The 26,098-nt window shown below is 55.0% G+C and carries 26 protein-coding genes, 1 tRNA gene and 1 pseudogene; 8 read left to right on the top strand and 20 right to left on the bottom strand.

Features of this window, described 5'->3' with window-relative positions; all coding sequences use genetic code 11:
* From QE270_RS09825 to QE270_RS09835, 3 genes and pseudogenes are all read left to right on the top strand, one after another.
* A pseudogene (locus tag QE270_RS09825) lies at window positions 1-276 on the top strand (acyl-CoA thiolase); the annotation flags it as partial.
* 9 nt (window positions 277-285) lie between these two features.
* A complete protein-coding gene (paaN, locus tag QE270_RS09830; RefSeq protein ID WP_300038774.1) occupies window positions 286-2,004 on the top strand; it encodes a phenylacetic acid degradation protein PaaN in 1,719 nt (572 codons plus the stop codon).
* Entirely contained in the window at window positions 1,994-2,431 is a 438-nt protein-coding gene (locus QE270_RS09835) for a lipocalin-like domain-containing protein (protein ID WP_300038776.1), read from the top strand. Before paaN ends, QE270_RS09835 begins: the two co-directional genes overlap by 11 nt.
* Window positions 2,432-2,610: 179 nt before the next feature.
* Here QE270_RS09835 and QE270_RS09840 read toward each other — a convergent pair whose 3' ends face one another.
* From QE270_RS09840 to QE270_RS09865, 7 genes are all read right to left on the bottom strand, one after another.
* Entirely contained in the window at window positions 2,611-3,003 is a 393-nt protein-coding gene (locus tag QE270_RS09840; RefSeq protein ID WP_300038779.1) for a nuclear transport factor 2 family protein, read from the bottom strand.
* Window positions 3,004-3,108: 105 nt separating this feature from the next.
* Complete coding sequence (locus QE270_RS09845) at window positions 3,109-4,761, bottom strand: AMP-binding protein (protein WP_300038782.1); 1,653 nt, start codon at window positions 4,759-4,761, stop codon at window positions 3,109-3,111.
* A gap of 153 nt (window positions 4,762-4,914) precedes the next feature.
* Entirely contained in the window at window positions 4,915-5,085 is a 171-nt protein-coding gene (locus tag QE270_RS10765; RefSeq protein WP_366142262.1) for a helix-turn-helix domain-containing protein, read from the bottom strand.
* A 178-nt stretch (window positions 5,086-5,263) separates the two neighbouring features.
* Window positions 5,264-5,340, bottom strand: a tRNA-Arg gene (locus tag QE270_RS09850).
* 34 nt (window positions 5,341-5,374) lie between these two features.
* Window positions 5,375-5,866, bottom strand: coding sequence for a DUF1178 family protein (locus QE270_RS09855; RefSeq protein WP_300038785.1), 492 nt, complete (start codon window positions 5,864-5,866; stop codon window positions 5,375-5,377).
* Window positions 5,863-6,135 (bottom strand): glutaredoxin 3, encoded by a 273-nt coding sequence (grxC, locus tag QE270_RS09860; RefSeq protein ID WP_300038788.1) that lies wholly within the window; start codon window positions 6,133-6,135, stop codon window positions 5,863-5,865. The genes QE270_RS09855 and grxC overlap by 4 nt, the downstream gene beginning before the upstream one ends.
* A 211-nt stretch (window positions 6,136-6,346) precedes the next feature.
* On the bottom strand, window positions 6,347-7,048 hold the full coding sequence (locus tag QE270_RS09865; protein ID WP_366142261.1) for a double zinc ribbon domain-containing protein: 702 nt from the start codon (window positions 7,046-7,048) through the stop codon (window positions 6,347-6,349).
* Between QE270_RS09865 and QE270_RS09870 the strand changes: the two genes are divergently transcribed.
* Window positions 7,031-7,804, top strand: a complete 774-nt coding sequence (locus QE270_RS09870) for a methyltransferase domain-containing protein (RefSeq protein ID WP_300038792.1) — start codon at window positions 7,031-7,033, stop codon at window positions 7,802-7,804. The two genes, QE270_RS09865 and QE270_RS09870, sit on opposite strands and share 18 nt — an antisense overlap.
* On the opposite strand, the gene QE270_RS09875 is transcribed toward QE270_RS09870, so the two are convergent.
* Entirely contained in the window at window positions 7,801-8,208 is a 408-nt protein-coding gene (locus QE270_RS09875) for a (deoxy)nucleoside triphosphate pyrophosphohydrolase (RefSeq protein WP_300038795.1), read from the bottom strand. The genes QE270_RS09870 and QE270_RS09875 overlap by 4 nt on opposite strands.
* Before the next feature lie 363 nt (window positions 8,209-8,571).
* Between QE270_RS09875 and QE270_RS09880 the strand changes: the two genes are divergently transcribed.
* Window positions 8,572-8,733 (top strand): Flp family type IVb pilin, encoded by a 162-nt coding sequence (locus tag QE270_RS09880; RefSeq protein ID WP_300038798.1) that lies wholly within the window; start codon window positions 8,572-8,574, stop codon window positions 8,731-8,733.
* A 160-nt stretch (window positions 8,734-8,893) separates the two neighbouring features.
* On the opposite strand, the gene QE270_RS09885 is transcribed toward QE270_RS09880, so the two are convergent.
* The 4 genes from QE270_RS09885 to QE270_RS09900 form a co-directional block, all read right to left on the bottom strand.
* A complete protein-coding gene (locus QE270_RS09885) occupies window positions 8,894-10,393 on the bottom strand; it encodes a M48 family metalloprotease (protein ID WP_300038801.1) in 1,500 nt (499 codons plus the stop codon).
* Between the two features lie 95 nt (window positions 10,394-10,488).
* A complete protein-coding gene (locus QE270_RS09890) occupies window positions 10,489-11,433 on the bottom strand; it encodes an acetyl-CoA carboxylase carboxyltransferase subunit alpha (protein WP_300038804.1) in 945 nt (314 codons plus the stop codon).
* Entirely contained in the window at window positions 11,430-12,356 is a 927-nt protein-coding gene (locus QE270_RS09895; RefSeq protein ID WP_300038807.1) for a tyrosine recombinase, read from the bottom strand. Before QE270_RS09895 ends, QE270_RS09890 begins: the two co-directional genes overlap by 4 nt.
* A gap of 30 nt (window positions 12,357-12,386) precedes the next feature.
* A complete protein-coding gene (locus QE270_RS09900; protein ID WP_300038810.1) occupies window positions 12,387-14,168 on the bottom strand; it encodes a hypothetical protein in 1,782 nt (593 codons plus the stop codon).
* A 252-nt stretch (window positions 14,169-14,420) separates the two neighbouring features.
* Between QE270_RS09900 and QE270_RS09905 the strand changes: the two genes are divergently transcribed.
* Together QE270_RS09905 and aroB are read left to right on the top strand one after the other, a co-directional pair.
* Window positions 14,421-14,984 carry a shikimate kinase gene (locus QE270_RS09905; protein WP_300038813.1) on the top strand — a complete coding sequence of 188 codons (564 nt, stop codon included), beginning with the start codon at window positions 14,421-14,423 and terminating at the stop codon, window positions 14,982-14,984.
* Window positions 14,981-16,081: a 3-dehydroquinate synthase gene (gene aroB / locus QE270_RS09910; protein ID WP_300038816.1), complete on the top strand. Its 1,101-nt coding sequence runs from the start codon at window positions 14,981-14,983 to the stop codon at window positions 16,079-16,081. Before QE270_RS09905 ends, aroB begins: the two co-directional genes overlap by 4 nt.
* On the opposite strand, the gene QE270_RS09915 is transcribed toward aroB, so the two are convergent.
* The 6 genes from QE270_RS09915 to dnaK all read right to left on the bottom strand — a co-directional run bounded on the left by QE270_RS09915 (window position 16,078) and on the right by dnaK (window position 23,637).
* Window positions 16,078-17,865: a monovalent cation:proton antiporter-2 (CPA2) family protein gene (locus QE270_RS09915; RefSeq protein WP_300038819.1), complete on the bottom strand. Its 1,788-nt coding sequence runs from the start codon at window positions 17,863-17,865 to the stop codon at window positions 16,078-16,080. The genes aroB and QE270_RS09915 overlap by 4 nt on opposite strands.
* Window positions 17,865-18,296 carry an iron-sulfur cluster assembly scaffold protein gene (locus QE270_RS09920; protein WP_300038822.1) on the bottom strand — a complete coding sequence of 144 codons (432 nt, stop codon included), beginning with the start codon at window positions 18,294-18,296 and terminating at the stop codon, window positions 17,865-17,867. The genes QE270_RS09915 and QE270_RS09920 overlap by 1 nt, the downstream gene beginning before the upstream one ends.
* Window positions 18,296-18,820 (bottom strand): CvpA family protein, encoded by a 525-nt coding sequence (locus QE270_RS09925; RefSeq protein WP_300038825.1) that lies wholly within the window; start codon window positions 18,818-18,820, stop codon window positions 18,296-18,298. Before QE270_RS09925 ends, QE270_RS09920 begins: the two co-directional genes overlap by 1 nt.
* Before the next feature lie 132 nt (window positions 18,821-18,952).
* The gene (radA, locus tag QE270_RS09930; RefSeq protein WP_300038827.1) at window positions 18,953-20,317 is read right to left on the bottom strand and encodes a DNA repair protein RadA; all 1,365 of its coding nucleotides are present in this window, start codon (window positions 20,315-20,317) and stop codon (window positions 18,953-18,955) included.
* 218 nt (window positions 20,318-20,535) lie between these two features.
* Window positions 20,536-21,660 (bottom strand): molecular chaperone DnaJ, encoded by a 1,125-nt coding sequence (dnaJ, locus tag QE270_RS09935; RefSeq protein ID WP_300038830.1) that lies wholly within the window; start codon window positions 21,658-21,660, stop codon window positions 20,536-20,538.
* A 69-nt stretch (window positions 21,661-21,729) separates the two neighbouring features.
* The gene (gene dnaK, locus QE270_RS09940; RefSeq protein WP_300038833.1) at window positions 21,730-23,637 is read right to left on the bottom strand and encodes a molecular chaperone DnaK; all 1,908 of its coding nucleotides are present in this window, start codon (window positions 23,635-23,637) and stop codon (window positions 21,730-21,732) included.
* Window positions 23,638-23,861: 224 nt separating this feature from the next.
* Between dnaK and QE270_RS09945 the strand changes: the two genes are divergently transcribed.
* Window positions 23,862-24,335 carry a copper chaperone PCu(A)C gene (locus QE270_RS09945; RefSeq protein WP_300038836.1) on the top strand — a complete coding sequence of 158 codons (474 nt, stop codon included), beginning with the start codon at window positions 23,862-23,864 and terminating at the stop codon, window positions 24,333-24,335.
* 42 nt (window positions 24,336-24,377) lie between these two features.
* On the opposite strand, the gene QE270_RS09950 is transcribed toward QE270_RS09945, so the two are convergent.
* Together QE270_RS09950 and QE270_RS09955 are read right to left on the bottom strand one after the other, a co-directional pair.
* Complete coding sequence (locus QE270_RS09950; RefSeq protein WP_300038839.1) at window positions 24,378-25,775, bottom strand: MATE family efflux transporter; 1,398 nt, start codon at window positions 25,773-25,775, stop codon at window positions 24,378-24,380.
* A 92-nt stretch (window positions 25,776-25,867) separates the two neighbouring features.
* The coding region (locus tag QE270_RS09955) for a nucleotide exchange factor GrpE (protein WP_300038842.1) at window positions 25,868-26,098 on the bottom strand (231 nt) is incomplete at its 5' end.

Below are 26,098 nucleotides of genomic sequence, written 5' to 3' on the forward strand. Positions count from 1 at the left end.
GCAGGCCTATCGCTCGACCAAATCGACCGCATCGAATTCATGGAGGCATTTGCCGTTACCATTGCCAAATTCCTGCGGGACCGGGAACCGCATCCCGAGCGGGTCAATGTGGCTGGCGGGCATCTGGCCAAGGGGCACCCAATGGGCGCGTCGGGCGCGATCCTGACCTCGACCCTGCTCGATACACTGGACGCAGCCAAAGCCTCGCTTGGCCTGATCGTTACCACCGGTGCGACGGGCGTAGGTGCCGCGATGATCGTTGAACGCCTAAATTAAAGAGCCTGCATGACCGAAACACTTTCAAATCTTGCCGAGCGCCATGCAGAATTACTCGCCACCGCGATTGAAGCGGTTGAGACCCGCCGCAGCTGGAGTCCCTTTCGCGATTCCCCCAGCGGCAAGTTTCATGCACCGGGAAAGGCTGAAGAGGGGAAGGCTGCGTTCGAGGCACAGCTGGGCAAGCCGTTTGAACTGGACCAACCGGGCATAGCGGGACGTAGCGGGCAGGAAGTTTCCCCCTTCACGCGCAAACATCTCGGTATAGATTACCCCGTAAGCGAACCTGCGGAGCTGATTTTGGCCGCTACCCACGCCATGACCTGTTGGCGCAAAGTCGACCAGGAAGTGCGCGTTGCGCTTTGCCTTGAAATGGCACTCAGGCTCTATGATCACAACTTTCAAATGGCGCATAGCGTGATGCATGTCGCCGGGCAAAGCTATACGCAAGCATTCAGTGGGAGTGGTCCCAATGCGCTCGACCGTGGGATCGAGGCGCTGGCCTATGCCGCAAAAGCGATGCGGGCCGTTGCACCCAATGCGCGCTGGGATCGAACCTTTGGCAAGGAAGATGTATCGCTCGAAAAGACGTACACGCTCGTCCCGCGTGGAATCGGCTTGGTCATTTGCTGCGCGTCTTTTCCCACATGGAATGCCTATCCGGCGATGTTCGCCAGCCTTGCGACTGGCAATCCAGTGATCGTCAAACCACATCCTATTGCCATCCTACCCATAGCGATTGCTGTGCGCGAATGCCGTAAGGTGCTGGCGGACTATGGCTGCGATCCAAACCTCATCACGTTGGCTGTCGACACGATCGATGCGCCCGTCGCGCAGCGCTTCATCGACGACCCGGCAGTGCAGATTATCGATTTCACCGGCAGCCCGCGTTATGGCGGACATCTCGAGCGCACCGTGACCGGCAAGCAACTTTTCACCGAGACTGCAGGTATTAACTCCGTGGTACTTGAAAGCTGTGAGGATCTTGAGGAGACGGCGACGGCTATCGCCCGAGCAACCTGTCTTTTTTCGGCACAAATGTGCACCAGTCCGCAAAATGTCTATGTATCTGTCGCTGGCATTCACACAGCTAGCGGCCATAAATCCTTCGATGATGTCGCATCTGCATTGGTGGCGGCTATTGATAGAATAGCAAATGACCCGCTCATTGCTGCGGGCATCATGGGTGCGGTGCAGGTCGAGCAAAGCTGTGACATCATTGATCATCTAACAGACTGTGCTGCCGAAGCCGATGGCGCACGGATTTTAAGGCAAGCTTTGCCCTATAACCACCCTGATTATCCTCAGGCACGTACCATGACGCCGCTGGTGGTTTCGCTGCCGAGCGGTAATGCTGCCCTCTATGCAAAGGAGCATTTTGGACCAGTGCTTTTCGTCATCGCAGCTCGCGATGGAGCCACTGCAGTTGACGAAGCCTGTTTTTTGGCACGGGAGCATGGCGCCATTTCGTCGTATCTTTATTCAACCGACGAAGCATTTATTGATGCCGCGCTCGATAACTATACGAGAAGTGGCATGAATCTGTCCGTCAATTTGCATGGCGGAATGTGGGCCAATTTTGCTGCGGCATATAGCGATTATCATGTCACCGGCCTCAACCCCGCGGGTAACGCCTGCCTTACGGATCTCGCCTTCGTTGCCAATCGTTTCCGTATAGTGCAGCACCGCCGTCCTGCCCCAAGAACAGGCGAAAAAAATGGCGCATAAGCGTGAAAATTTTATCGGTGCGTGGCAACTGATTGATTGGCGGATTGAATACCACGATGGCCAGGTAACACGGCCCTTCGGACAAGGCGCGCATGGTTTCATCATATATGCTGCCGACGGCACAATGACTGCCAGCATCGCCAAGCCGTCGCGGCCTGTTTTTGGTCTCGCCAATGCACGCAATGCGACCGACGAGCAAAAAGCCGCAGCGTTTGACAGCTATTTTCACTACGCTGGTAAATGGCGGATTGAAGAGAATGAAATTGTGCATGCCGTCACCATGTCACTTAATCCCGATATGACGGGGACGGATCAACGCCGATTGGCGACCTTCAACGGCTTATGCGACCTCACCCTTTCCGCCAAGGAAAGAATGAAAAATGGAGATAGCCGACACCATATTCTACAATGGAAGCTCTTGGAGTAACCTGCATTAGGCCTTTATTACTCGGTCCGTCGCAAGATAATTTGAGACTTTTTGTAGTTTAAAACAGGAGAGCGCTTGGGTTAATCTGTTGGGTTGATATTATGCGGCAAGCTAGCGGTGATACCAGCGCCAATTGTCTTCCGTCAGCGTTCAATGGACAAAATGTCTGCACAGAATATTTATTTGCCTGCGTTGGGGTCTGCCATTTGGAAGTAGTCCCTCCAGCCTGTGATCAAGCCGTCAGTAAATTCAATTACACCCATATATGGATGGATGACCTGATGACCATCTGCGTTTACATATCGCTCTTCACCCTCGCTGAAGAGGCGGCCGTCATTCTCTGCCCAGCTATTGATAACCCAAGTGACGTCGGTATGGTTCGCCCAATATTTCTTGAGGAACTTCTCAACCCACTCAATTCCTATCAGGGGGCGAGTTCCAAAATGATAATGGTATTCTACGTTCGGGGCAAAGAACTCCAAAGATGCGCTTACGTCCCGAGCGGCCATCACCTGCTGCAAGCGGTGAACTCGTTGAATGAGAGTTTCTGTCGTCTGTTCTGTGTCGATCATATCGCTTCCTACTCTTATCGAATAAAATGAATACGCGCAGTCCCAATTGCTATATTTATATATATGAGACCGGCGGATGAATGAAACATAAAATTGCTTGCTCGATCAGTAAGCGGTAAGTTTTTCGCGTTTTAATCGAATGCCTGCGGCTTCACGATCCCAACTGTTTTCTGTAACGCCCTCCCTGCACAGTTCTGTCTTTTGAATTTTGTTCGTCGGGGTCTTGGGCAGTTCTTGTTCTACGCGAACGTATCGAGGGACCATGAAGTGTGCCATACGTGGTATCAAGAACTCTATAAGTGTTTTGGGATCAAGCTCGACCCCTGGATTAGGGACCACGCAAATCATAACCTCTTGATCTCCTCCGGGCACATCAACTCCATAAGCGGCGACCTCGCGGACGTCCGGATGGCGCGACACCTCCATTTCAATCTCAATTGAGGAGATATTTTCTCCGCGTCTCCGGATCGCATCTTTCTTCCTGTCGACGAAATAATATCGACCGTCATGGTCGCAAGTTAGCAAATCACCGGAATGAAACCAACCATTTCGCCAAGCCTTGGCAGTGGCCTCCGGATCGCCAAGATAGCTGCTGAAAAACTGCCATGGCTGATCCGTGCGGATGATCAATTCGCCAACATCCCCAACCGGAACAGGGCTGTCATTGGCGTCGACGATCCTACATTCTATGCCCGTGCGGGGCCTACCGCAACTTTGTAGGGTGGTTTCATTTATCTCGGTGACAAGAGGCGTCGATACCTCAGTCATATTGAAACCGGAGACATAATCGAAGTCAAATCGCTCGGCGACTGCGACCGCTTCCTCATTCAACGGCCCGAGCATGCAAATTCGGAGCGGATTATCAGCGTCGATGAGCTGAGCAGGTTCTTTATGTAAGAAACTTGTCAGCGCTCCGATAAATCCGGAACAGGTGGTGGAGCCGGTTTCACGAACAAGATCCCAAAAGCGCCGAGTGTCAAATGCCTCGAATAACGCAACCGAACCTCCACACGCCAATGCGGCCACTATTGCGCTGATGCCGCCCACATGAAACATTGGCAGGTTGACGAGTATTCGATCAGATGCAGTCATATAGCCGTATGTAACCCGAGCCGTCGTCCACTGCTGCACATAGGACGTTTCCACTGCCTTTGACGGGCCGGTAGTTCCTGATGTGAAGATAATCACCGGACTATCCCATGGTTCAACATGAGCCAATTCGACGACTTCAGAATTGCCAATCAAGGCATCGAAATTTTCAACTGGGACAGGGAGTACAGATGCAACATCCTCGCCCGTCGGGCCTGAAAGAATTATCCGTTCGATCCCGCCAAGCGAAAGTCCATCCAACCGCGAAACCAGATCCGGATGAATGATGAGAATTTTGGCTCCAGTTTTGGCTAGCGCATGTTCGACGAGCCGACCGCGAAAACTGGTGTTTATCGGCGCCAGTGTGGCGCCGATATAATTGGCGCCAAACCATGCGCGAACCAATGCGGGTGAATTGGGAGCCCAAGCTGCAACGATGTCTCCTTGCAGCACCCCTCTTTCTTGCAATGCCGCTGCCGTAGCCACCGACTTTTCTTGCGTCTCCGCCCAATTCCAGAACTCGCCTGTTTCAAAGCGGATAAATACTTCGTTTGGTGCCGTCTCGGCATTGCGATTGATTAACCTCGGAAAGACGCAGTCCTCAGCCGAAGGCGGGGCAGGATCGAACCAAGGGGGATGAAAATCAGGCACACATAATCCTTCGGTCATCGATCGCTAGTGAGAGCGAAACACCAGCCTCACAATTGAATGATACGGTATCGCAAAATAGATAGTGTGACAACAAAAGCGTTCACTTGTGAAAGTTAACCGAACTTCGGCGACGAGCCGTTCGACCCACGCTGCTAATCCAGTGCGGTTTTGTTATTTAGCGTATTCGTTTGAAAGAGCACCTATGGCTTCATCCAAGTCACTTGCCTTGAAGCGGGCCGCACGCTCCAGCTTTATTGGGTGAGGCAGGACGCCAGTATTGATTAGTTTATAGATGTAGCTGCGGTGAACGCGAAGCCGATCAGCCGCGTTCTCAACCCTCATGCGCGACAAGCTCGACACAGGCGATATCCACGCCCGCAAAGCTTACCTGCGCACCGTCATATCCCGCATTGAAGTGGGTGATGAGAACATCGGCATTATCGGAGAAAAGTCGAGCCTAGAGAAGGCTATCAGTACCGCACTAACCGGGAAAATCCCTGTTAGTGATTTGGCACTTAAATGGTGCACCCAACTGGATTCGAACCAGTGGCCCCCAGATTAGGAATCTGATGCTCTATCCTCCTGAGCTATGGGTGCCTTGTGGTAACCATAGCTGCCCACATTCCCGTGGTCAATTTTTAGCAGATGGCGGGACGACCGGAAATAATAAAGGCGCTACGCCAATGCCTTCAGCGGCTAAGGCCTTTGCCTCGCCGGTGCTTGTTTCACCGTGAATAAGGCGGTCCGGCTCTTCGCCATAATGGATTGCACGGGCGGTCTCAGCAAAGTTGCCGCCCACCCACTGCGATTTATCCAGCATTTCGGTTTGTGCGCGCGCAAGTTTTTGCACCAGTTCAACCAATGCTGGGGACGGGCCTTCCGCAGCGGCAGGTGTTGGGCCTGTCGCATCGGCCTGTGGCACCGCAACTGCGGGCGGAAGCATCGCGCGCTGATTGCCCTTTCGCGGCACGTTGGGCACAGAAAGCGCCTTATGAATATGTACATCGGCGCACAGCGGGCACGCAAGCATGCCGCTGGCCATTTGCGCATCAAAATCGGCAAAGGACGAGAACCAGCCCTCGAACGGGTGTCCGTTACCGCAGTTCAAGTCGAATGCGATCATTGCGCGCAGCCGACTCCAAGCAATTGATCAAGCTTTCCTTGGGAATCCAGAGCACGCAGGTCGTCCGATCCGCCCATTGCGACGTCGTTGATGAAAACCTGTGGCACCGTCCGGGCGCCCGGCGCGCGCGCAACCATCTCCGCGCGCTTGGCGCCACCCATTGTCACATCATATTCGGTATATTTGACACCTTTGCTATCCAAAAGATGCTTGGCACGGACGCAATAAGGGCATGCGAATTTGGTGTAAATTTCAACAGTTGCGGTCATAGCTCAGAGATGGTGTGCAACGGCACCCAAGTCAAGCGTCGCGCGATATGGAGGCGGGCTGATGGTTAGTGCCGCGCAAAGCACGGGCCCAACAAAAAATCTGCACCCAGCTTGCGCCGCTGCGTTTTAATACTGACACACGCTGGTCGCGCCCGTAGTGAACACATCATCAATCAGGATGAGGCGGAGCCCCTTTACCCTGCCCTGCCATTTAGGGTTCACGGCAAAGGCGCCGGACACCAAGGCCGCGCATAGTTGGCGTACGTTTATGCCTGACCAATATGTCGGGAACAAAGGGGATGCCGCTTAATGCGGCCAGCTCTTGGCCAATAAGGGCGGATTGGTTGAAGGTACGCGACCACATCCGGGTCCAGTGCAACGGGACTGGGGTGATGATCAAATCGGCATGACCATGAGGCAAATGCCTAACCAGTTGCCGTGCGATGACGCGGGCCAAACCAATTTTTCCGCCATATTTCAGCCGAAGCACAACTCGCGCCGATACATCATCATATTTCACGGCCGCGCGGATGCCGTCATGCCGGGGTGGGTGGGCGATACATGACGCGCAATAAGCATCGTCGCCACGGTCAAATTCGAAAGGCGCTGCGCATCCGCGGCACCAAGGCGGCCCCAGAAATTCCAAATTTTGCCAGCAAGAGACGCAAAAGGGTCCACCCGCTGGGGTGATTGCGCCGCAACAGGGACAGCGTTCAGGCAAGACCCAATTCAACATTATATGGAAAATGTCGCTTCCCCATGCCATATCAGACTTGTCGGACAAAGCATCGCGCTTCACAAGGCTCAAATGCATGAAGATGTGGCTCCCCCAGAGATTTTTGACCGCCGCCGTCGCCGGAGCTTGCGGGAACGCGCGCTCCAGCGGACAGGCGACATGTTTCTGTGGAACCATATTGCGCAAGATCTCGCCGAGCGGCTTTCCGCCGTAACGCGTATATTTGAACATGCGCTGATCATCGGTCCAATCGCGCGATGGCAGGCAGACATCCTGCCGCCGAACGTTCGCTATACGCTGGCGACGCTGCGCGAAGACAGAACAGGGGAAGATCGCGTTATCGTGCTGGACGAGGACCGCCTGCCATTCGCGCAGGGGAGCTTTGACCTTGTGATCTCCGCCGGCACACTCGACAGCGTCAATGATCTTCCCGGCGCTCTTATTCAGATACGCCGTATCTTGCGACCTGACGGTTTGTTTCTGGGTCATATGTTTGGCGCTGGAACATTAAGCACGCTGAAATCGATGTTTCTGGAATCCGATGCCGAACGCGTGGCGGCGCATATTCATCCACAGATTGATTTGCGCAGTGCGGCCGACCTGCTTGTCCGTGCGGGGTTCAACTTGCCAGTTGCAGACCAAGACAATTCTTTAGTCCGCTATGCCGACTGGCGCGCAATCATCTCTGACATTCGCGACGCGGGGATTGGCAACGCCCTTTCGGGACCGCGACCCTTTTTGGGGAAGGACATCGCCGGCCGACTAGATGCAATCTTCGCAAGGCGCGCAGACGAACACAGCAAGGTTGCCGAATGCTATGCGCATGTGCACCTAAGCGGATGGGCACCGTCGGAGAACCAACCTCGCCCCGCCAAAAGAGGAAGCGCGCAAGTTTCTCTCGCTGACGTCTTATCAAAGGACCGCAAAATTTAAAGCGACTGAAGCTTTTGTACTAAAGGATAATCTGCAGGTGGCATAGGCAAGGCAGCCATGTCCTGCGGCAGAAGCCATTGAATATCGGTTGCGTAAATCGGTTTTGGGGTACCGGCCCAATGGGCACAACGATACAGCAGAAGCACAAGGTTTCGATCACCCAATAGCGCACTTGCAAATGTCTCCGGCACAAGATCCTGCGCTGCTACAATGATGCCCAGCTCCTCATCCAGCTCTCGGATGAGCGCAACTTCGGGGGATTCGCCATTGTCGACCTTGCCGCCAGGGAACTCCCATAACCCGCTCATTTGCGCTCCCTCAGGACGCTTTTGAAGCAGAATTTGACCCTTCTCGTCGGTTAAGGCCGCGGCAACCACGAACAATATTGTCGGATTTTTTTCCATATTCTCATCGTGCTGAAAGGCTTTGTTAACCCATATGTGGGATTTTGGCCGCGGTCGCAACCAAGCAATAAAGTAGGGCCAAACTTGTAGAAACTCGTTTTTCGCATTGCAAAGTGCGACCGCGGTACGACAGCAGTAGGATATGGTTTGAGCGTTGCATTACTCTTTATTGCGATGAATTCCTCTCTGCGCAACCTTGCCGAGAGTAATAATGGAATTTGGATTAACGTTTCGAATACATTTAGAAAGACGCGTTAACTATCAACTTAACCAAATAGTAAACATTACTGAATTATCGTTCCCTGGGTGGATATTTTTGACAAAACCGCCCCGGCGTAGGAAAAAACAAACTGGAGACCAAATATGAAAATGATCACGAAAATCTTCAAAAACGAAGACGGCGCGACCGCAATCGAATACGGCCTGATCGCCGCCTTAATTGATGTTGCCGTAATCGCTGGAATGAGCAGCCTCGGCACGAATCTGGGGGAGAGATTCAATAACATAGTCGGCAACCTTAAATAATAAGGGGCGTGTAAAAAATCTGTGGATCAACTCTTTAGTTTTTCAAGAACATCAGGACGGAGACTTCGGTTTCCGTCCTTTTTTATGGCAAGTTGCTGCGGCATTCAGGTGTTGGCTGGAACCCTTGGTAAAGAAGCCAGAGGTCTTCGCTGGTTTCGTTTTAATATGTAACGATTTTCAGCTTTTGACCTGCCCGGATTGTTGCGTTGGATGGCAAGCCATTCAACGCCAAAAAGCGCTCGGTCTGCAGCGACGTATATGCCATGCGTCCGGCAAGCGATGCTAAGGTATCGCGCGGCCCCGTCAAAACAACGCGCAGCTTGCGTGGCTTTATTACAGCCGCCTGCGCACTGTTCAAGCGCGACATGCTGGAAAACATCTGGTCAAATGGGTTTGCATTGGTGGCCGTTATCGTCACGAAATGATAGGCCGTCCCTGGCGCCCATTCATAGGCAAATACGCGCACTACGCGCTGTCCCTGTTGGGTGTTGACCACCGCCTCGCTATAAAATGCGGGAATGTCATTCACCGTCGTCCGGCGAATATCTCCAACCGGAATGGTCGTATTCTCACCCGATACCGCCTTCAACGCCTTGGAAATGTAGCTTTGGCGGTTGCCGTCAAATGCCGCTGCGGTAAAAATGGCTTTTCCGCTATTTCCGTTGATGGAAACGGCGTCGCTGCCATTCTGAATGCCGAAGCCATTGGGCGCTGTGAATTGCATTTTAAGCTGCGGATGCAGGAATTCCTGCCCTTCGATCACGCCTTGCGCGGGGTCATCGCCATACAACATGCCGTCAATCGCGGCCAGATGAGCGTCCGCATTACGAAATGTGCTCACAGGGTAAGCCTTGGACCGCGTTTCTGCCCGCACAACACGCCGCGCAGGATCAGGGTGCGTGCTTGCCCATTCCGGAATTTGGCCGTCGGCCAAACCGGCAATCCGTGAGTCTACGACCGTCTGCAAGGCGAGCGAGTTGAGCATAGACGCCAGCGCGCTTGGATCATAGCCGGCCTTGCTGAGGTAAAGGATGCCGTAATCATCCGCTTCCTCTTCCTGCGTACGAGAATATTTCAAGCTGAACACTTGCGCCAGCGGCCCTGCATATTGTTGCAATCCGCCACCAATCGCCCCCAGCAATCCGCCGGAGTTGCCAAGCACTGAACCCAATATGCTCCCACCCATGCCCAACAGGCCAGCAAGCGTCGCATTGCTTTTGCGTTTCTCGCTATGCCGTGCGGCGGTATGCCCGACCTCATGCCCCAGAACCCCCGCCATTTCGGCCTCGCTGTTGCACAGGGCGACAAGCTGGCGGGTGATGTAGACAAAGCCACCGGGCAAGGCGAAGGCGTTGTTCACGGACGAATTGAGCAACGTCACATTAAAATCGCTCTGCGCATTGCCCAGCCCCGACTGCATCGCGATATTTTTCCCGACGCGCACAACATATTCCGTTTGCGGACTTTGCATCGGCCCGCCAAATTCCTTTATGATTTCGGTGTTATATTTGGCGCCTTCCGCCTTTTCTTTGGGGCTGAATGGCTTTGGAGCAGGCGCAGCCTTAGTGCTTGGTTTGGCCATAACGGGAATATTGGAGCCGGAATTCGCCAGTGCCAATATCGCGACGCTACCAACCAAAAACGTCTTGGAAAAACGCATAAATATACCCCTTAAACAAGGAGAATGGTGATTAGCATATTGTGTTGCAAGGGTTCAAACACACTGAGGCTTTACCGAAGGATAGCCGAAAACTTTCAAGCGCCCATGGCTAAAAATTTTGCCCTGCGTTGCTGCACCAATTCCTTTGCGGAGAAAGCAGATAATGCCTCCAATTCCTCGTGGATGGCGGATGCCAGCGTCGCTGCTGCCAGCGCGTGGTCGCGATGTGCACCGCCGACTGGCTCCTTAACAATGCGATCAATGATGCGCAGCGATTTGAGATCATCTGCAGTCATTTTCATCGCCTGCGCTGCATCAGCCGCCTTGTCGCCTGTACGCCACAAAATCGATGCACAGCCTTCGGGTGAGATCACCGAATAAACGGCATATTGAAACATAAGAATCCGGTCTGCGGCCGCCAAGGCAACTGCGCCGCCGGATCCGCCCTCGCCCACAATGCAGGCGATCATGGGTACGCCAAGTGCCAAGCATGCTTCGGTAGAACGGGCAATCGCTTCGGCCTGCCCGCGTTCTTCGGCCTGAATTCCGGGAAACGCGCCTGACGTGTCCACCAAGCTTACGACGGGAATAGCAAAGCGATCCGCAAGCTCCATTAAGCGGATAGCTTTACGATAGCCCTCTGGCTTTCCCATGCCAAAATTATGGCGCAGCCGGCTTTGCGTGTCGTCGCCTTTCTCATGGCCAATGACCATGACCCGGCGACCATGTAATCGCGCAAGCCCGCCGATGATCGCTTGGTCATCGCCAAAGGCGCGATCCCCGGCCAGCGGCATGAAATCTTCGAACATGGACGCGATATAATACTTGAAATGGGGCCTTTCCGGATGGCGCGCAACTTGCGTTTTCTGCCATGCGGTCAGATTTGCATAAGTGTCGGCGAGTTGCTTATCCGCCTTGCCACGTAATTTTGCGATTTCTGCGTCCGCATCGACGTCGCTTTCTTGCGCAGCGGCTTGGAGTTCCAAGATGCGCGCTTCCAAAGCAGCGACAGGCTTTTCGAAGTCAAGAAATACCATCATGCCTGCCGGTTAGAGCCTGCGGCGCGACGGGTCAATGTGCGCGTTGCCAAAGGATGCCGCCGATTGACCAGTTCGACCAGCCGGCTGCTGTCCACATGCGTATAAATCTGTGTTGTGGCGATGTCGGCATGGCCCAGCATGGACTGTAACGCCCGCAGGTTTGCGCCACCTGCCAACAAATGCGTGGCAAAGGCATGCCGAAGGACATGCGGACTAACCTTTGCCGGGTCCAAACCGGCCTGCAAAGCCAGTTCCTTTATGATCTGAAACAGACGGATGCGGCTGATATGGCTCGCGCGCGAGGGAAACAGGAAGCGTGCCTTTTCAGGTATCATGGCCGACCAAGTGCCAACGGCTTGGCGTGCACGGTTAGAGATGGGAACCAAACGTTCCTTAGCGCCCTTGCCTTTGACGATAATGAATGGCTGATCCGACACGACAGCATTTCGGGGCAGCGCCGCCAGTTCGGTTGCGCGTAATCCTGATCCATAAAGCAATTCGATAAGAGCCGCCAAGCGGAAGTCGGCGGGCGCAGGATGAGGCTGTGCAAGCTTGTCCGCAATGACGGCGAACAACTTATCCACTTCGTTGATATCAAGAATTTTAGGCAGCGTTCGCGCCTGTTGTGGTTTTGGCAACGCCGCAGACGGATTGTCGGCGCGAAAGCCCTCCTCATGCAAAAAAGCGAAAAAGCGCCGCAGTGCCGATACCTTGCGCGCAACTGAGCTATTGGCAAGGTCTCGCCAGTTGCTTGCCAGTTCCGCCAGATTGTCGGCGCCAGCGTGATTCAGCTTTCCATCCAACAATTGGGATGCAGCCAAAAGGTCACTTTTATATGCAGAAAGCGTATTGCTTGCCACGCCCTGCTCGGCTGCTAGCATTTCCAGAAACCGAGTAATCAGATCACGATCGGACGCGCTCATATATGGCCGGTATGTGCCGTGGACCGAAGATCAGCCAAAAGTAACCGCTTCCGCTGCAATCATCCGTGCCTCTGGTTCCAGCCCCACCTGACGCAACGCCCGCACGATATGATAAAGATGGAAAGCAGGAATTGATGACCAAGACGCGGCCTGCATTCCGGCGATTGCCATCAACGCCACTGTTCCCTTTTCGCCGCGCTGGGCCGCTGCAGTGATGGCTTTCGACCACGCTGTCTGCCGCGATATGTTCACCTTGAGGTCGTCGCCAAATTCGGTCCGCGCATCGGCATCAATTCGGCCAAGGCCAGAAAGTCCCGCTAAAAGCAGGGCAGATTTATGGCCCTCGACGCTTTCGTCGTTGCTGTAGAATGCGTCGAGATTGCCATAATCCGCTGGCGCAACCCGCCCAGGCACGCCCAAAGTTATAAGTGCCCAACCGAGCGATCCGTCCGGTACGACGCTTACCCAGCGCGCGGCGGACCGATCAAGTCCAGCAGTGAGCATGGACGCAACCAAGCCATCAGCCTCTGACTTATGGTCGGCATCAGGCGCAATCAACGCCGCAGCCCGCGCGGTCATAACGAGCGCAGCGTGATAATCAGCGCCAGCGGCGGCGGCCGACCATAAGGATGTCATAGCCGCAACCTTCGCATCCGCGCCGGAGGCCGTGTAGGCATTGCCAAGGTTTTCTGCCTTGGTCCGCTCAGCATCAGGCGCGTCGGAATCTTCAAACACTTGCGCATAAAGATCAACCATATCGCGGTTCGACAATACACCTAAAGCAGCAGCACCAGAGGCATATTTGACCCGGATCGTCGGTGTGAACATCGGCAATTGTGCGCGCCATCCGTCAACCTGCCGACCAATTTTGTCAAAAAGCCTCTCGGGCGGTTCCAAACCGACAGCAGCGGATAGACCAAAGCGCCATAGGTTCATGCCCTCGACATTGTCCCATTCAATCTTGACCGACCGTCGCCCGTTAATGCCCGCGCCAACGACTTTTTCCGCCAAAAAATAGTCAACGCCGCGGACCCAGCCCTGATAACGGCCCTGATTGATAAAGGCGGTCGCACTGCCTTGTTCGCCCGCTAATGACGCGCAGATGGCCCGCGACATTTTCCAGTTACCATTATTGACCAAGCGCACGCCGCTTTCGCTGAGCGGGCAGAGGCCTGCCACGTCGCCATTGGCAAGATAGGCTTGCATGGCAACTTCATGCAGCCGCTTTGTATAATTTCCACCATCAACTTGCTGAACGAGGTTACGCGCAACGACAGAATCCCCCATGCGCAAAAGCAACCAAGCACGCTCGGCTGTCCAGTCGGCACCGCTTACCCCATCTGGCGTATTGGTTCGGCTCGCAAGCAACCGCCGCGCCATAATGGTTCCCCAACGCGAGGCAATCGGACCAGACGTACGTTCGACAACTTGCATCAGAAACGGCCCGCTCAGCGACCCGAAAGAGTCCGCGGGAAAGCCGCCAGATGCTTGGGAAATTATGCCAATATTGCTTAAAGACCGGCGCGCAGAAGGCGGGACATCATATCGGACGATCTGTACTGGCGTTTCTTCGTCTGTCTCCGCATCAGCCTCAACAGTAGGGTCGCCCACCGTTGTCGCTGCGCTTGGTGCAACTGTCCCAGGCGCCGCTGGCGTCGGTCGGCGGGCAGACGCAGGCGGCGGCGGTGCAGGGTCGCCAAATCCTTCAGGCAGCAAAGATTCAGGACCTTGCTGCCCTAAAGCTGGCAAGGAAATGACCAGAAGAAGAGCACTCGCAACCAAAAGGCTGCTTTTTGATATCTTGTCAGTCAATGATGCGAACCTGATTCCATAGTTGCAAACTGCAATGTTATTAGTTCCAATAGCATTGGCTGCGCATGCCGCAACCACGCGGTGAGAATAGCAAGCCAATGCCCCTAGCGGCAACAGTTACTATGCACCAAAATCCAATGTCGCCCCACGGCGAGGAAAAGGCAGCGATAAGAATACGCTTTTGCTATAGAAAACAACAAAACGCCAAATTGCTTTCGGCTTAAGCCAAGCCACTATATAGGTCGTCGGGTCATGGCGTTACATCACGAACCGCAAACCCCGAAAGGCGATATACGCGCCGCGTTCATTATCGACCGGCCAATCGTGCTTGTCGGAATGATGGGTGTTGGCAAAACCAGCATTGGCAAGCGACTTGCGGCACGCCTTGGCACAGACTTTGTCGATGCGGATGACGAAATTGAAAAGGCCGCGGGCCTGTCTATCGCTGAAATATTCGAAAAATATGGTGAGGATTATTTCCGCGATGGCGAACGCCGCGTGATTGCGCGGCTGATCGAGGAAAGCCCCAAAGTCATTGCGACTGGCGGGGGCGCGTTCGTGAACGACTTTACCCGCGCATTGATATTGGAGCGCGCAACATCAATTTGGCTTGATGCAGATATCCAGATATTGGCCGACCGTGTATCGCGGCGAAGCAACCGCCCGCTTTTAAAAGGCAAGGACCCCGTCACAGTCCTGACGGAACTTGGCAAAATTCGAAACCCGCTTTATGCGGCGGCAAACTTCCATATTCGCAGCGATACATCACCGCATGCGCGGACGGTTGAGAACATTCTAAAGGCGCTTGCTGCATGACCGTAATTTCCGTCGATCTTTCCAACGCACCTTATGACATCCATGTGCGTGCAGGTTTGTTGGCGGATGCAGGGAGGCATTTGATGCCCTTTGCCCGCGACAATCGCTTGCTCATAGTGACCGATGAAAATGTCGCGCATGCCGTGTTGCCGATGTTGCACGCCGCACTGACGGCGGTGGGAATTGATACGGCTGTTTTCACACTTCCGGCAGGCGAAGCGGGTAAAAGCTGGGAACAGTTGGAGCGCCTGACCGATTGGCTGCTTGAACAGCATGTGGAACGCAGCGACCATATCGTCGCATTTGGTGGCGGCGTGGTCGGCGACATCACGGGTTTTGCTGCACATATCGTCAAACGCGGCTGCGCTTTTGTCCAGATACCAACAACTTTGCTTGCGCAGGTCGACAGCAGCGTCGGCGGCAAAACCGCGATTAACAGCCCAGCAGGCAAAAACATGGTTGGTGCGTTTCATCAGCCCGCCTTGGTGCTCATTGATCCAGACCTGTTATCAACTTTGCCTACGCGCCAGCTCGCCGCCGGTTTTGCCGAGGTGGTGAAATATGGCTTAATCGATGACCTAGAGTTTTTCGATTATTGTGACGCACATCTTGAACGCTTTTTTGCAGGCGATGCCGATGTGCGAGCGCAAGCCATCATTCGGTCGGTGCAGTCCAAGGCGCGGATCGTCGCTGCGGACGAGACCGAACGGACGGGCACGCGTGCCTTACTCAATCTGGGGCACACTTTCGGCCATGCGCTGGAAGCTGACACAGGCTTTTCAGATAGACTATTCCATGGCGAAGCGGTCGCGGCCGGGATGGCATTGGCGTTTCGCTACTCCGTCCGGCTGGGCCTTTGCCCCGCAGAGGATGCACAGCGTGCCACAGGGCTTCTAAAACGGGCGGGTTTACCTACCAGCCTATCGGAGGCCGGCGTGACCGCTAATGGCGCCGCTCTGGTCGACTATATGCGGCACGACAAGAAAATGAGCGGGGGCACCCTTCCCTTCTTGCTCGCACGCGGTATCGGCCAAACATTCCTGTCCAAAGTTGTTCATTTGGAAGATGTTGCCGCGTTCCTCGACAGCGAAGCTTAATCCTGCGTAATGAGATAGTCATCGGAATCATCGCCACCAAAACTGTGGCGGGTTCCGGCATGCATATCGCCACTATTAAATTGCGCCTTGAGCCGGCTTCGGTCACGGCGCCGGAACTCCGAGATGATATCAAGGATAACCTCGCGATCAGTGCCAAAATATTTGAGCGCATCGGCAGACATGCGGATTGAGGATTCAAACACCTCGCGCATGATGCTGATGCCGTCATCTTCCATAAGCTTGAGCGCTTGCTCCCGGTCAAATGCACGCACGAACAACTTTGTTCGAGGGAATGTCTCGCGCACGGGTATCAGCGATTCTGCGGTCACATAACGATCATCGATGCAGAAGAATATCGCCTGCGCGTCTTCTCCCCCCGCACGCTTAAGCAAGTCAACGCGCGTGCCATCGCCATAAAAAACCTTGAAACCAAAGTCGCTGCTGAGGTCAATGGTCTGCGGATTTATGTCAATCAACGTAACTGAGCGTCCCGCCGCCTGCATAATTTGCGATACTTGTTGTCCAAAACGGCCATGGCCGACAATGATTACATTTGCTTGCGATGCCAGTGCGGGGTCATCAAGTTGCACATCTTCCTTGCCCGAACGTGCGGCAAGCTTACCCGCAATGATCATCAGGAAAGGTGTCGTCGCCATCGACAGGGTAACGACCGCCCCGAATAGGCTTCCAGCCTCTGGCTCGATCAGCAAGGCCTGCTGCGCTGCTGTGAACAAGACAAAGGCGAACTCACCGCCTTGGCTCAAAAGCATAGCCATGATGATGGACTGCTTGCTCTTCAGGCCAAAAAACCGGCCCAATGCGAAGATGACCGTTATCTTGACGGCGACGAGGCCGAGCGCAAGACTGGCGACAAACAAGGGCTGCGCGAGAATGACGTCGACATCAAGCAACATGCCGACGGCGAGGAAAAACAGCCCAAGCAAAATTGAACGGAACGGATCAATGTCCGCCTCAAGCTCATGCCGATACGGCGAATCCGCGAGCATCACGCCTGCAACAAACGCACCAAGCGCTGGCGATACGCCGATCGCCTGCATCACCGCAGCGCTGACGCATACCGTGAACAGGCCAGTGACGATAAACAATTCCCGTTCCGAAATCTTACCGACCAGCCGCAACAATGGCGACAGTAAATAACGCCCTGCCAGAACCAGCGCGACAATTGCGAGCACAGCGTACAGGGCCAGAGTCCACCCTTCAATGGCGCCCTCCAGTGCCGGCGCGCGCGACAAAGCGGCAACGATGGTGAGCATGGGCACAATCGAAATGTCTTGAAACAGCAAAATGGAGAAGCTCTTTTCGCCATAATCGGTCTTCATGCGTCCGCGCGACTGCAGCAACGGCAGCACCTGCGCTGTGGACGACAATGCGAGAGGCAAGCCAAGGACCAAGGCCGCTTCCCAGCTAAAGCTTGGCATGGCAAAATGCACCACAGCAAACATACCAAGCCCGCATAAAATGACCTGCAGCGGCCCGAAAAGGAAAATATCACGCCGCAACAGCCACAGCCTGCTTGGGGACAATTCCAGTCCAACCAAAAACAAAAGCAAGATGATGCCAATTTCGGAATACGCCATTATCGTTTCGGGCGCGCCAATGAGGCCTAGCCCATCAGGACCAATCGCAATGCCCGCTGCCAGATAACCAAGCACAGCGCCCAGTCCAAGGCGACGAAAAAGCAACACGGCAATCAGTGCAGCACCCAGCAGCACGACCCCGCCCAACATCACATCAGCGACGAGGTTGTGCGGGGCATCCGCCATCAGGTCTGCACATTCCGTGTTTTAGCCGCAGCAAGTATCGCGTGGTAAGGCAGCAATATTGCCGCGTGGCGCGATGGATAATCGCACGCTGCAGCAAGCAATGCGAGGTCCGGCCAGCGCGTTGGCATCTCGCCGACACGCTTTAGCGCCGACGCGATGCCGTCGCGTAAATCTGAAATCTCGGCTATGTCCAAGCCAATCGCATTGTCTTGTAAGATAGCGGCCGAGGCCTGACCAAGCGCGCAGGCATTCGCGCGCAAGGCAAGCTGCGATATGCAACCCCCAGCATCGGTAGTGACATCTGCCTGGATCCTGCTGCCACACAAAGGCGATCGCACTTCCGCTGTGCCTTGCGGATCATCGAGGCGATGATTGGCGACCAAAGCCGTTGCCAACCTTAATATGTGACGGTTGTAGAGCGCCGAGTCCATCAGTCCGCCGCCGTGGGAGCGGCTTCACGTGAAGCGCTTTGTTCGCGGGCGAATTCCGACATGGCCTCTCCGCTGGCGTTGAGCAGCGGATAGGTCCGCGAAGTAGTCATCCACTCCGGTCGCCCCTCGTCTGCACCGTAAACCATGTCATAGCCCATCACAAACAGCAGAAATATCAACGTTGCCATGATCAGCCCCTTGAGCAGGCCAAATCCGAAGCCAAGCATGCGATCGACAGGACCAAGCAAAGACTTGCGCGACTTCGCGCCAAGCGAACGCGAAATCCATTTGCCAAGCGCGTAAATCACAATGACAATCGCCAAAAAAGCTGCCATCGCTGCGCCGGAGCCAGAGCCCACGGCCTCAGTCAGAGCGGCTGTCGCGGGGGCGTGAAACAGACGGACAGCGGCGATAATCAACACCCAGGCGATCATCGACAGCGCCTCTTGGACAAAGCCACGCAAGAAACCGAATATAGCCCCGCTGCCGAGCAGAAACAGAACAATAATATCAAGTGCCGTCATCTGTTCCTCTTGCCCATTTCGTTGAAACGCAATGTTTAGTGCTTGCGGATCGTTTTGTATTCCGATGCCCGAACAGACAACCGATCATATTGCTTTGCGACGCGCTGACCGCCCCTTGGGATATGATTAGATTTAGGGACGTCCCAGCATATGGTCAACGAGATTGGCAAGCGTGCGGAACTCTTGCGTCGAAATACCCGCCTGACCTTTTACCGACGGCGGGACTAAGGCGCGGCTGAAGCCAAGCTTAGCAGATTCCTTTAATCGTAAGGCACCATGCGTCACCGGACGAATTTCCCCGGACAAAGCAACTTCGCCGAACAAAACCGCGTCGGACGGAAGTGGCCGTTCGGCCAAGGCAGAAACCAATGCTGCGGCCACCGCAAGATCGGCGGCTGGGTCGGAAATGCGATAGCCGCCCGCAATGTTGAGATACACCTCGGCCGTTGAAAAGCTCAACCCGCAACGCGCCTCAAGCACCGCGAGGATCATCGCAAGCCGGCCACTGTCCCAGCCCACGACGGCGCGGCGTGGCGTCGCGCCGCTCGACAGCCGAACCGTCAGCGCCTGAATTTCCACGAGAACAGGCCGCGTCCCCTCTAATGCCGGAAATACCGTCGCGCCCGTAACCTGTTCGGCCCGGTCGGTCAGGAACAATGCGCTAGGATTGCCTACCTCCGTCAGGCCCTCTTCAACCATCGCAAAGACGCCGATTTCGTCGGTCCCACCAAAGCGGTTTTTAGAGGCGCGTAAGATGCGATATTGATGGCTGCGTTCGCCCTCAAACGACAATACCGTGTCGACCATATGTTCCAGCACGCGCGGTCCGGCAATCGTGCCATCCTTTGTAACGTGACCAACGAGCATCAACGCCGTGCCGCGTTCTTTGGCAAAGCGAATAAGTTCTTGTGCAGACGCACGCACTTGGCTGACCGTGCCGGGCGCGCCTTCAATCAGGTCGCTGTGCATGGTCTGAATGGAATCGATGACCAACAATGCCGGCGGAGCGCCCTGTGCCATCGTCGTCAAAATGTCGCGCACCGAAGTTGCGGCCGCAAGCTGCACAGGCGCGTCGCCAAGCCCGAGCCTGCGCGCACGCAAGCGCACTTGGTCAACCGCCTCTTCGCCAGAAATATATGCAACGGAAAGCCCACGCCGCGCGAGATTAGCAGCCGCCTGCAAAAGCAACGTCGATTTACCAATGCCTGGGTCGCCCCCCAACAGGGTTGCTGAACTCGGCACAAGGCCGCCACCGAGTGCGCGGTCAAATTCGGATATGCCTGTTGATGCCCGATCGGGAAGTTTGATGTCCGAATTCAGCCCGGACAGTTCCACCGCGCGCCCGCCCGAATGCAGATGATGCTTCAGTTCAAAAACAGTGGCGCTGGCCTCTTCAGCCAATGTGTTCCATTCGCCGCAATCGTCGCATTGCCCCTGCCACCGGTTGGACTCCGAACCGCATGCCTGACAGATATATTTGCGCTTTGCTTTTGCCATGCCGCTAAATTAGCAGAACATATCAAGAACTCAAGGCATAATAGACAATTATTCGGTGCTTGCGCGTGGCCAGCCGGAATGCCACACCCTTGATATGCGCGAAAAAGAACTCAGACTGGCGCTCATTTGTTATGGCGGGGTCAGCCTTGCCATCTCCTCATAGATACGCTTAGGGTCGAGGTAGTTCAGATTCACGTCTGACCTGTTACTGCATCCGATTACGGCGCTATGCCGTCCCAAATGCCCTTAAGCTTATCAAAAAAGCTAGTTGATTGCGGGCATTCTGCACCCGTTTCGGTTTCACGGAACTCGCGCAGGATTTCCTTTTGACGGGTCGACAGCTTGGACGGCGTTTCCACGTCGATTTGAATGACCATGTCTCCGCGGCCACGTCCTTGCAACACGGGCATACCTGCCCCGCGCTGGCGCAGCTGCTTGCCCGACTGGATGCCCTCTGGAACGACGATGATATGCTCCGCACCATCAACGCCCGGAATACGAATTTCGCCACCCAGCGCCGCTGTGGTGAAGCTTACGGGCACACGGCAGAACAATGTCGTGCCGTCGCGCTCAAACACCTTGTGCCGGGACAAATGGATGAAGATGTATAGATCACCCGCGGCGGCACCATAAGGTCCAGCCTCGCCTTTGCCGGCAACGCGAATGCGCGTCCCCTCGTCAACGCCCGGGGGGATATTAACCGAAATGGTTTTGCGTTCATCCAGCCGACCTTCGCCTCCACATGCGCGGCATAGGGACTCAATCACTTCGCCGCGACCATGACAGGTGGGGCATGTACGTTCTACAACGAAAAAGCCTTGCTGCGCGCGCACTTTACCGTGCCCAGCACACAAGTTGCAGCGGCGTTTTCCGGACCCCGGCGTCGCGCCAGTGCCTTCACATGTGTCGCACGCCGTTGCGACGTCGATGATAATCTCGGCGTCTTTGCCATGGAAAGCTTCGTCGAGCGAAACTTCAAGGTCGTAGCGCAGATCTGCCCCGCGAGCAGGTCCACGCTGGCGCCCACCAAAGGCATCGCCAAAAAAGCTCTCGAATATGTCGGAGAAATCTCCAAAGCCTGCGCCGCCTTGACCGCCGCCGCCCATGCCGCCATTTTCAAACGCGGCCTTGCCCAAACGGTCATAGGCTGCGCGCTTTTGCGGATCTTTTAGGACGTCATAGGCTTGGCTGATGGCCTTAAACTTGGCTTCGGACTGGTCGCAGCCGGGGTTGCGGTCGGGATGGCATTCCATCGCGATCCGACGATAGGCGGTTTTCAGCGTCTTTTCATCCGCTGTCCGCTCAACTTCCAACAATTCATAATAATCAATGTCGAGATTCATGACTGACTAACCCCCCGGACTTTCCGGCCATCGCTACGTTTCGAGAGCGACGGCCGGAAATTTTCAACATCAGTCTTTCTTGTCGTCTTCGACTTCGGAGAATTCGGCATCAACGACATTGTCGTCTGCTGGCGCTTCTTCCGATGCGGCTTCTGCCGAGGCTCCGGCCGCTTGCTCTTCCTTGTAAATCGCTTCACCAAGCTTCATCGCAACTTGGGCCAAGGCAGTTGCCTTTTCCTTCATCGCTTCTGCATCACCACCTTCGATGGCCGTCTTGGTTTCCGCAACAGCCGCTTCGATTTCGCCCTTCAACGCGGCGTCAATCTTGTCGCCATGTTCTACAAGCTGCTTCTCGGTGGAGTGGACAAGGCTTTCGGCGTTGTTCTTGGCTTCTGCCGATTCACGACGCTTTTTATCTTCTTCGGCAAAGGCTTCGGCGTCGCGGACCATCTGGTCAATATCCGCATCTGACAGACCGCCCGATGCTTGGATCTTGATCTGCTGTTCCTTACCCGTGCCCTTGTCCTTTGCTGTCACGCTGACAAGGCCGTTGGCGTCGATGTCAAAGGTCACTTCAACCTGCGGCACGCCGCGCGGTGCTGGCGGAATGCCAACAAGGTCGAAATTACCAAGCAGCTTGTTATCCGCCGCCATTTCGCGCTCGCCTTGGAACACGCGGATGGTGACAGCATTCTGATTGTCTTCTGCGGTCGAATATACTTGGCTCTTCTTCGTCGGGATCGTCGTGTTGCGGTCGATCATGCGCGTAAACACGCCGCCGAGCGTTTCGATACCCAGCGACAATGGCGTCACGTCGAGCAAAAGCACGTCCTTAACGTCGCCCTGCAACACGCCCGCCTGAATGGCGGCGCCCATTGCAACGACTTCGTCTGGGTTCACACCGGTGTGCGGTTCTTTACCGAAGAAACTCTTCACGACATCGCGCACCTTTGGCATGCGAGTCATACCGCCGACCATCACGACTTCATCAATGCCATCTGCCTTGATGCCCGCATCGGCCAACGCCTTTTTGCAAGGCTCAAGCGTACGCTTGATCAAATCATCAACCAGCTTTTCAAGGTCGGCGCGCGTGATGGTTTTCACCAAATGCTTCGGACCATTTTGATCGGCGGTGATGAACGGCAAGTTGACTTCGGTTGTCTGCGTCGAAGACAATTCAATCTTCGCCTTTTCAGCCGCTTCCTTCAAACGTTGCAGCGCAAGCTTGTCCTTCGTCAGGTCAATGCCTTCGGCCTTGTTGAAATCGGCCGCCAGATGCTCGACGAGCACGCTGTCAAAATCTTCACCGCCCAAGAACGTGTCGCCATTGGTCGATTTGACTTCGAACACGCCGTCGCCAACTTCAAGGATCGAGATGTCAAACGTACCGCCGCCAAGGTCATAGACCGCGATGGTTTTGTTTTCGTCCTTATCCATGCCGTACGCAAGCGCAGCAGCCGTCGGCTCGTTTATGATACGCAGCACTTCAAGCCCTGCAATGAGGCCAGCATCCTTAGTGGCCTGACGCTGGGCATCGTTGAAATAGGCTGGAACGGTGATAACCGCTTGCGTGACGGTTTCGCCCAGATAGGCTTCCGCTGTTTCCTTCATCTTCTGCAGAATGAATGCCGAAATTTGCGATGGCGAATAATCTTCGCCGCCGGCCTTAACCCATGCATCGCCGGTCTTACCCTTGACGATGCTATAAGGGACGAGGCCCATGTCCTTTTTGGTCATGGGATCATCAAAGCGGCGGCCGATCAGGCGCTTCACTGCGTAAATTGTGCTTTCTGGATTGGTGACAGCCTGACGCTTGGCTGGCTGTCCGATCAGACGCTCGCCATCCTTGGCAAAGGCCACAATGGATGGCGTCGTACGCGCGCCTTCTGCATTTTCGATGACCTTGGGCTTGCCGCCGTCCATGACCGCAACGCAGCTGTTTGTCGTGCCCAAGTCGATACCAATAACTTTAGCCATAAAAACTTTACCCCGAAATTTTAAAATTGAACTATAATCTGCCCCGTCACGCGCCGGCCCTATCAGGCACCGACGTATCTTGTATCGTGACGTTGTAGCGGCGATATAGGTGCCAATTCTCTTGGCACAAGACTTCGGCACGCCTAGATAGGTAAAAAGTAAGTGGAAATACTGTATCGGAGCGTCCTGGCGCTGGACGATCCTACCAACAAGATGGGTATATTATGAACCGACAGATATTCACCTTAGTTACGGCTGCGGCGGCTTTGCTGCTGACTTCCTGCGGTCCAACACCACAGTTGAAAGTGAAAGAGGCTGTGCTGACCCTATCGCCAGTCGACAACAATCCCTCCGCGTTGCATTTCAGCGTTTATGGCGGCCCCGAAGATGCACAATTGCTGCGCGTCAGCTCGCCCTCGGCCATTCGTGTGGAAATGCATGATGTCACGGTGGACGCAAAAACAGGGGCCGTATCCATGGCACCCATGGACCGCGTCTTAATCCCCGCCGGAGAAAAAGTTGCCTTCAAAAAAGGCGGCAAGCATGTGATGATGTGGGGCGTGAATACTATTCCGCGCAAATTGGGTGAAATTGAAACCGAGTTTCTATTTTCGAACAATGAACGCATTTTGGTGAAAGCACGCGTGCAGGAAATAGATGGCAGCGACCCAGACGAGAAAAAAGCAATCGATGGCTGATATAGCTTAGCCATCCTAAACCTATTTCAGGATGACGGCGTGCTAATTTTGTAACGGCAATAGACCCAGCCGTGCACGCATCGACCAACGAACCAGCATCAGGACGGACACAACTGCAAGCCCTGTCGCAAGGCCAGTCCACACACCGACACCGTCCCAACCGCCGCGAAATGCAAGCCAGCCGCCAACGCCAATGCCAACCACCCAATAACCAAAGGCGGCAAAATACATCGGCACCTTGGTGTCGTGTAAACCGCGCAACATGCCAGCGCCTACAACCTGCGCCCCGTCGACGATCTGGAAAATAGCCGCGACCATGAGGAAGCTGACGGCAAGGTTGAACACCTGCGTCGTTTCGGCGTCAACCGGCGTCACGAAAATGCCGATTAAAGCCTCTGAAAAGCTGTAAATCCCCAGAGCCATGGCCGCCATAAAGCCGGTGCCCAAGACGAACGCAGTCCAACCCGCTTTTGTTATGCCGTCAGCGTCGTTGCGGCCAAAAGCAAGCCCCACCCGCACCGTTGCCGCCTGCCCAAGTCCCATCGGCACCATGAAGGTAAGCGAGGCAATCTGGATAGCAACGGCATGGGCAGCAACCGATGCTTCGTTAATCAACCCCATCAGCAAAATCGCAACCGCAAACACGCCGCCTTCGAAACCCATGGTCACGCCAATTGGCAGACCGAGCCGCCAAATCTGTCGAAAGCGCGGCCAGTCCGGACGCCAAAAGCGGCCAAACAGATGATAGCGCCGGAATTTTGGATGAAAGCTGACGACAAGCGCCATGACAGCAAATTGAACAACATTGGTTATCGTGCTGCCAATGCCTGCCCCCATCAGGCCGAGCTGCGGCAAACCATAATGGCCAAGGATGAGGCCGTAATTGACGACAGCGTTCAAAACCACAGCGCCACACGCAACGACGGTAGCCCAAACCGGCTTTTCCAACGCAGCAACGAAATTGCGCAGCACCAAAAAGCCCAGAAACGGGAGGATAGACCACATATAGGCCCGCACAAAAATAGCGGCATTCGCGGCTAAATCTGGTTGTTGACCCGTTGCAACCAATATCGCTTCGGTATTCCACAAAAATGCCCAAATGGGCACCATGACCGAACAGCAGACCCAAAGCCCCTGCCGAAATGTCCGCCTTATGTCGCGCACCGAATGCGCCATCCGGCCCTTTTCCGAAGCCATCATTGGCGCCGTCGCGGTCACAAGGCCCATGCAGAAAATCGCACAGAAAATCGCCAGATTATGCCCCAGCGCACCCGCCGCCAATTCGCGTGGCCCAAGCCAACCCAACAGGATGACGTCCGTCACCCCGATCAGCATCATCGTCAGGTTCGACAGGATCATCGGCCATGCAAGCAACAGCGTCGCGCGAAGTTCATCGCGCCAAGGGGATTGGCCTTCCGAAGAGACTGCTGCTGTGGTCATGCGTGGGGGTGGATAGCGGAGAGGCAGCGTTGAGACTACCCCACAACTTTGCCCTACCCGCGCAAGCAGACGTCATGCCTGCGACAGCCAGCTTATTCGACTGCCTTTGCAACCCCAACCAAAGCAGGCCGCAGCAAACGGTCCTTGATCATGTAACCCGCCTGCATTTCGGCGATAATTGTGCCAGGTGCGGCGTCGGCGCTTGGGATTTCAACCATTGCCTGATGCTGGTTCGGGTCAAGCGGCATGCCCATGGCGGCGATGCGCGTAATGCCGTTTTTGGTAAATACGCTGTCCAGTTCGCGGCCAGTGGCCTCAAGCCC

The sequence above is a fragment of the Sphingorhabdus sp. genome (assembly GCF_029865925.1).
Taxonomy (GTDB): domain Bacteria; phylum Pseudomonadota; class Alphaproteobacteria; order Sphingomonadales; family Sphingomonadaceae; genus Sphingorhabdus_B.

Excerpts from the sequence above, each read along its gene's own strand:
- paaN (WP_300038774.1), top strand. The coding sequence starts at position 286 with ATGACCGAAACACTTTCAAATCTTGCCGAGCGCCATGCAGAATTACTC.
- QE270_RS09835 (WP_300038776.1), top strand. The coding sequence starts at position 1,994 with ATGGCGCATAAGCGTGAAAATTTTATCGGTGCGTGGCAACTGATTGAT.
- QE270_RS09840 (WP_300038779.1), bottom strand. The coding sequence starts at position 3,003 with ATGATCGACACAGAACAGACGACAGAAACTCTCATTCAACGAGTTCAC.
- QE270_RS09845 (WP_300038782.1), bottom strand. The coding sequence starts at position 4,761 with ATGACCGAAGGATTATGTGTGCCTGATTTTCATCCCCCTTGGTTCGAT.
- QE270_RS10765 (WP_366142262.1), bottom strand. The coding sequence starts at position 5,085 with ATGAGGGTTGAGAACGCGGCTGATCGGCTTCGCGTTCACCGCAGCTAC.
- QE270_RS09855 (WP_300038785.1), bottom strand. The coding sequence starts at position 5,866 with ATGATCGCATTCGACTTGAACTGCGGTAACGGACACCCGTTCGAGGGC.
- grxC (WP_300038788.1), bottom strand. The coding sequence starts at position 6,135 with ATGACCGCAACTGTTGAAATTTACACCAAATTCGCATGCCCTTATTGC.
- QE270_RS09870 (WP_300038792.1), top strand. The coding sequence starts at position 7,031 with ATGTTTCTGTGGAACCATATTGCGCAAGATCTCGCCGAGCGGCTTTCC.
- QE270_RS09865 (WP_366142261.1), bottom strand. The coding sequence starts at position 7,048 with ATGGTTCCACAGAAACATGTCGCCTGTCCGCTGGAGCGCGCGTTCCCG.
- QE270_RS09875 (WP_300038795.1), bottom strand. The coding sequence starts at position 8,208 with ATGGAAAAAAATCCGACAATATTGTTCGTGGTTGCCGCGGCCTTAACC.
- QE270_RS09880 (WP_300038798.1), top strand. The coding sequence starts at position 8,572 with ATGAAAATGATCACGAAAATCTTCAAAAACGAAGACGGCGCGACCGCA.
- QE270_RS09885 (WP_300038801.1), bottom strand. The coding sequence starts at position 10,393 with ATGCGTTTTTCCAAGACGTTTTTGGTTGGTAGCGTCGCGATATTGGCA.
- QE270_RS09890 (WP_300038804.1), bottom strand. The coding sequence starts at position 11,433 with ATGATGGTATTTCTTGACTTCGAAAAGCCTGTCGCTGCTTTGGAAGCG.
- QE270_RS09895 (WP_300038807.1), bottom strand. The coding sequence starts at position 12,356 with ATGAGCGCGTCCGATCGTGATCTGATTACTCGGTTTCTGGAAATGCTA.
- QE270_RS09905 (WP_300038813.1), top strand. The coding sequence starts at position 14,421 with ATGGCGTTACATCACGAACCGCAAACCCCGAAAGGCGATATACGCGCC.
- aroB (WP_300038816.1), top strand. The coding sequence starts at position 14,981 with ATGACCGTAATTTCCGTCGATCTTTCCAACGCACCTTATGACATCCAT.
- QE270_RS09915 (WP_300038819.1), bottom strand. The coding sequence starts at position 17,865 with ATGGCGGATGCCCCGCACAACCTCGTCGCTGATGTGATGTTGGGCGGG.
- QE270_RS09920 (WP_300038822.1), bottom strand. The coding sequence starts at position 18,296 with ATGGACTCGGCGCTCTACAACCGTCACATATTAAGGTTGGCAACGGCT.
- QE270_RS09925 (WP_300038825.1), bottom strand. The coding sequence starts at position 18,820 with ATGACGGCACTTGATATTATTGTTCTGTTTCTGCTCGGCAGCGGGGCT.
- radA (WP_300038827.1), bottom strand. The coding sequence starts at position 20,317 with ATGGCAAAAGCAAAGCGCAAATATATCTGTCAGGCATGCGGTTCGGAG.
- dnaJ (WP_300038830.1), bottom strand. The coding sequence starts at position 21,660 with ATGAATCTCGACATTGATTATTATGAATTGTTGGAAGTTGAGCGGACA.
- dnaK (WP_300038833.1), bottom strand. The coding sequence starts at position 23,637 with ATGGCTAAAGTTATTGGTATCGACTTGGGCACGACAAACAGCTGCGTT.
- QE270_RS09945 (WP_300038836.1), top strand. The coding sequence starts at position 23,862 with ATGAACCGACAGATATTCACCTTAGTTACGGCTGCGGCGGCTTTGCTG.
- QE270_RS09950 (WP_300038839.1), bottom strand. The coding sequence starts at position 25,775 with ATGACCACAGCAGCAGTCTCTTCGGAAGGCCAATCCCCTTGGCGCGAT.